Origin of the sequence: Mesorhizobium sp. M4A.F.Ca.ET.050.02.1.1 (assembly GCF_003997725.1) — a bacterium.
Classification (GTDB): domain Bacteria; phylum Pseudomonadota; class Alphaproteobacteria; order Rhizobiales; family Rhizobiaceae; genus Mesorhizobium.
Genome location: NZ_RZSG01000858.1, coordinates 1 through 2453 on the forward strand (window position 1 = coordinate 1; position 2453 = coordinate 2453).

Consider the following 2453-nt stretch of genomic DNA (forward strand, 5'->3'; position numbering starts at 1 on the left):
AGCCGGGCGCCACCATCAAGCCGACGAAAGCAGTGAAGACGGCAAGCGCCATGACGCGCGGTTTGAGCAGCGCGAAGAAATCGGCGGCCGTCGCTTCCGAGAGGCGAATGCCGTTGTCCTCGAGGCGGCTTTCCCTAGTCGACATTGCAGGCGACCACCGATGGAGGCAGGAAGAATGACTATTGCGAGAACTGCTTGAGATAGGCGATGACGTTGGCCACGTCCTGGTCGTTCTTGAGACCGGCAAACGCCATCTTGGTCCCTTTGACCATGGCCTTGGGATCGTGAAGATAGGTCGTCAGCGTCGGGTCGTCCCATTTGACGCCGGACTTGCCGGCATCGATCATCGCCTGGGAGTATGCGAAATCAGGGTGCGTGCCCGCCGTGCGGCCAATAACGCCATGCAATGAAGGGCCGATCTTGTTCTTGTCCTCGTCCGCGATGTGGCAGACCTTGCATTTGACGAAAACCTTCTCACCCGCCGCGGCGTCCTGCGCCTGCGAGGGATGGGCGGTGAAGGCTGTTACGGACACGGCTGCAATAAATGCGATGGCGCGCATATGGCACTTCCTCCCTGGTCGTCATCCTGCCTTGGACGATTCACGCAGCCGATCACGTCGGCTTGCGCCCTTTGATGGCAAGTACGGAATATCCGCACTGCCGCAGTGGAATTGCGGCACCTACATACCACGGATTCCGAACGGCGGATAGAAAAAGCCAGAGATTGCGATGGTTTAGGACGCGCTCAGGGTGGATCGGTGTTGCAAGCCCCGGCGATCCTGTCGACCGCCTCGCCAAGTCCGGAAAGGTCGAAATCCGCCTCGCCGCGTCCCGCCAGCAGGCCGAAGCGCCAGGAAAGCAGAAGCCGGCTCGCCGGCACCAGCCGCTTGATGCCATCGGCGCCATCCCTGACCAGCACCTTGCCGCGCGTACCGACGGACCAGCTCTCATCGAATTTGCGGTCGCCGTCGACAGTAACCGACATGGTGATCTTGCGGCTGGCGGACACGGCATCGTTGAGCTGCACCCATTCGCTCCAGTGCGGCTCGCCACCCGGCTGGCAGGCGATGGTCAGCACCGGACTGTAGCCCAGCGCGCCGCCACCGGTGAGAAGCTTGTTGTCGGCATAAAGCGAGGCGGTGACCAGACCGTCATTGCTGGTATCGAAACGCCAATTGTCGAGAGCGGCATCGGCCTCGGCCACGCCGCAGGCAGAGATGAAAGCGAGCGCCGCCGCCACCACGCCGCCCTTTTCGACGAACCGCCTCAACGATGCCTCCAACGCCCTCTGTTTCGCGACACAAGCGCAGATAATCATCAAGGTTTCGTATCGCCAGCCGCGCGCCACCATTCGAGCACGCCGCTGTTGCGCCGAAGCCACAACACCAGGCCTCAACGAAAAAGGCCGCCCGAGGGCGGCCTTTGGCAAATTCAAGTCTGGTACGCGCGTTACTCGGCGTCCTTGGCGGCCTTCTTTTTCGGCGCCGCCTTCTTTTTTGGTTCCTCTGCGTCGTCGCCGGCCTTGGCTTCACTTGCCTTGGCTTCGGCCTTCTTCGATGCAGCCTTTTTCGCCGGCTTCGCCTTGGCCACGGTCTCGCTGTCCTCGTCGTCGGCCATCAGTTCTTCCTTGCCGACCTTGACGTCGGTGACGGAGATCTGGCCGAGCAGATGGTCGACCACCTTCTCCTCGAACATCGGCGCGCGCAGCGTGTTCAGCGCGTCCGGGTTGTTGCGGTAGAACTCGAAGGCTTCCTGCTGCTGGTTGGCGGGAAAGCGGCGAACCTGCTCGAACAGGCCGCGCTGCAATTCCTCGTCAGAGACGGTGACGCCGGCCTTCTCGCCGATTTCGGCGAGCACCAGGCCGAGGCGCACGCGGCGCTCCGCCAGGCGCATATATTCCGCGCGCGCCTCTTCTTCCGTCGTCTCTTCGTCGGCGAAGGTGCGGCCGGCGGCTTCCAGATCGCGGTTGACCTGGTTCCAGATGTTGTTGAACTCGGCCTCGACGAGCTTCGAGGGCGCCTCGAACGAATAGGATGCGTCGAGCTGGTCGAGCAGCTGGCGCTTGACCTTCTGGCGCGTCATCGAGCCGAACTGGTTCTCGATCTGGCCGCGCACGATCTCGCGCAGGCGCTCCAGCGATTCCAGGCCGAGGTTCTTGGCCGTCTCGTCATTGATCTCGAGTTCGCCCGGCTTCGCCACTTCCTTGACGGTGACGTCGAAGGTGGCTTCCTTGCCGGCCAGATGCGCAGCCTGGTAGTTTTCCGGGAAGGTGACGGTGACCTGCTTCTCGTCGCCGGCCTTGGCGCCGATCAGCTGGTCCTCGAAGCCCGGGATGAACTCTTTGGAACCCAACACCAGCGGCTGGTCGTTGCCGGCGCCGCCGGAGAACGCCTCGCCACCGATCTTGCCGACATAGTCAATGGTCACGCGGTCGCCTTCGGCTGCCTTGCCGG

3 protein-coding genes and 1 pseudogene are annotated in these 2453 nt (G+C 62.7%); all 4 read right to left on the reverse strand.

Annotated elements, in window-relative coordinates; translation table 11 throughout:
* Positions 1-145, reverse strand: a pseudogene (locus EOA33_RS41035) (protoheme IX farnesyltransferase); the annotation flags it as partial.
* Positions 146-179: 34 nt separating this feature from the next.
* A complete protein-coding gene (locus EOA33_RS32260) occupies positions 180-560 on the reverse strand; it encodes a cytochrome c family protein (protein ID WP_126054220.1) in 381 nt (126 codons plus the stop codon).
* A 185-nt stretch (positions 561-745) separates the two neighbouring features.
* The gene (locus EOA33_RS32265) at positions 746-1270 is read right to left on the reverse strand and encodes a hypothetical protein (RefSeq protein ID WP_126054219.1); all 525 of its coding nucleotides are present in this window, start codon (positions 1268-1270) and stop codon (positions 746-748) included.
* Positions 1271-1449: 179 nt separating this feature from the next.
* On the reverse strand, positions 1450-2453 hold a 1004-nt coding region (gene tig / locus EOA33_RS32270), incomplete at its 5' end, for a trigger factor (RefSeq protein ID WP_127407469.1).

Bases quoted from the DNA above. Each gene is read 5' to 3' on its own strand.
- EOA33_RS32260 (WP_126054220.1), bottom strand. From the start codon at position 560: ATGCGCGCCATCGCATTTATTGCAGCCGTGTCCGTAACAGCCTTCACC.